Origin of the sequence: Micromonospora maritima, from assembly GCF_902825405.1 — a bacterium.
GTDB classification, from domain to species: Bacteria; Actinomycetota; Actinomycetes; order Mycobacteriales; family Micromonosporaceae; genus Micromonospora; species Micromonospora maritima.
In genome coordinates, this window is sequence record NZ_CADEAU010000707.1 from 1 (window position 1) to 2,230 (window position 2,230).

The window sequence follows — 2,230 nt, forward strand, 5'->3', positions numbered from 1 at the left end:
AGCGGAGATCGTCGACCGGGGTGGCCACGGGCGTGTCCGGCGGGCCGGCCGGGTCCGGGGTGTCCGCCTGGTTGCCGAAGGCGTCCCACGACTCGCCGGTGGAGATGCTGCGGGTGGCGCGGGTGAGCAACTCCGCGTCGAACCCGGCGGGTTCGACGGCGGCCGGCGGGGTGGCGGCGGGCCGGTCCGGTGTCGGCGCCTCGGTGGCCGGTTCCGGATGCCGCTGCGCGGGCGGGACGGTGGCCCGGGCCACCGTGGCGGAGGGCCGCTCCGGCCGGCGGATCACCAGCGAGGCGGCCGGGATCTCCACGCCGGCGGTGACCCCGCCGCCCGTGGTCGCGGCCAGGTGGACCGTCCAACCGTGCCGGCGGGCCAGCCGCCCCACCACGAACAGGCCGAGCACCTCGGTCGGCGCGAGGTCGAGCCGTTCCCGCCGGGTGAAGCGGGCGTTCTCCTCGGCGAGCCGCTCCGCGGTGAGACCGATGCCGTGGTCGACCACGGTCAGCCGGGCGCCCCCGTCGGTCAGCTCGCCGGCCACCACCACGCGGGTGTGCGGCGGCGAGAAGGAGGTGGCGTTCTCCATCAGCTCCGCCAGCGCCAGCACCAGGTCGCCGACGATCGCGGGCGCGGCCGAGACGCCGGGCGGGACCTGCACGTCGACCCTGGTGTAGTCCTCGATCTCACCGAGCGCGAGCCGCACCACGTCGGCCAGCGGGACCGGCGCCACGTGCCCGTCCGAGCCGGTGGCGCCGGAGAGCACCACCAGGCTGCCGGCGTTGCGGCGCAGCCGGCTGGAGATGTGGTCCAGCCGGTAGAGGTGCTCCAGCCGCGCCGGGTCGGCCTCCTGCCGTTCCAGCCGGTCGATGAGCGCGATCTGGCGGCCCACCAGGTTCTGCGTACGTCGGCCGACGTGGCCGAACATCTGCGCCACGTTGCGCCGGCCGGCCACCTGCCGTTCGACCAGCCGCGCGGCGGTGTGCTGCACCCGTTCGAACGCGCGGGCCAGGTCGCCGATCTCGTCCCGGGCGTCGACGTCCACCGGGTCGAGGCGTACCGGTGGCACCGACTCGGCCTCGTCGTCGGCGACCCGGGTCAGCTCGGCCTCGGCGACCCGGGCGACGCGCTCGGCGGACCGGGTGAGCCGGCTCAGCGGTCGGGCCACCGTCCGTGCCACGGCCATGCTCAGCAGCACCACGAGGAGCAGGATCACGATCGCCGCGACGCTGACCAGCCAGGCCGCGGTCAACGCGGTCCGCTTCTCGGTGCGGGTCTCCGCGATCACGTCCGCGACGACCTTCTTCTCCACGAACTGGCCCAGGGTGATCATTGAGCGCACCGAGGGGAAGAGCGCGTCCAGGGGTACCGGCGCGATCGCCCCGATCGGGTCCCGGACGCTGTCGACCAGGAACGTCGGGCTGGTCCGGGCCGCCACCGCCGCGTCGTCCAGCTGGGCCAGCTTGAACTGCTCCGGCGTGATGAGCTTGCGGAACCGCTGGTTGTCCACGTTGAGCGCGGCCATGCAGGCGATGTACGAGCCGGCCACCTTCGCGTCGCCGGTCGCCTTGACCAGCACGATCTGGGTGGCGCAGGAACTCAGCCCCTCGTCGGCGCGCAGCAACGCGTCCAGGGCGAGCACCTGCCGCCCGGCCGCGGTGTCGGTGTCCACCTGGAACGGCAGTCGCAACGACTCGATCAGGGCGGTGTCGACCGCGGCGAACGCGGTGAGGATCTGTTCCGGTGCGGCCCGGCCGGCGAGCACGGCGGTGCGGACGTCGGCCAGCGTGCGTACCCCGTCGAGGGCCGCGCGGACCGGCGCGGGCAGGGTCTCGGCGCGCAGGTCGGCGACCCGGTCGTCGACGGTGACGGACTTCTGGACCAGTTCGGTGCGGGTCACCCGGCCGAGCAGCAGCCCGATCGAGAGCAGGCGTTCCTGCTGGAGGTCCTGGACCAGGCTGCCGATCCGGCTGGCGACGCGGACCGTCTCGGCGGTGTCGGCGGCGCGCTCCGCGGTGGCCACCCGGTCGATGACCACCGGCACGGCCAACCCGACCATGCTCAGCAGCGGGATGATCACCAGCAGGGCGAGCTTGCCCCGGATCCGCAATCTAGCGAGCAGCATCGAACGGCCTCCACCGCTCGGCGTCGCCGCCGCCCACCGCCACCGGCTGGCGGTCGGCGGACCGGGTCGCGACCGGCGGGTCCGGGCGGACCGTCGGCGGCCGCCCGGGCT

1 protein-coding gene is annotated in these 2,230 nt (G+C 74.8%); it reads right to left on the minus strand.

Annotated elements, in window-relative coordinates; translation table 11 throughout:
* The coding region (locus tag HUW36_RS31325) for a sensor histidine kinase (RefSeq protein ID WP_174531378.1) at positions 1 to 2,119 on the minus strand (2,119 nt) is incomplete at its 3' end.
* Positions 2,120 to 2,230 lie beyond the last annotated feature (111 nt).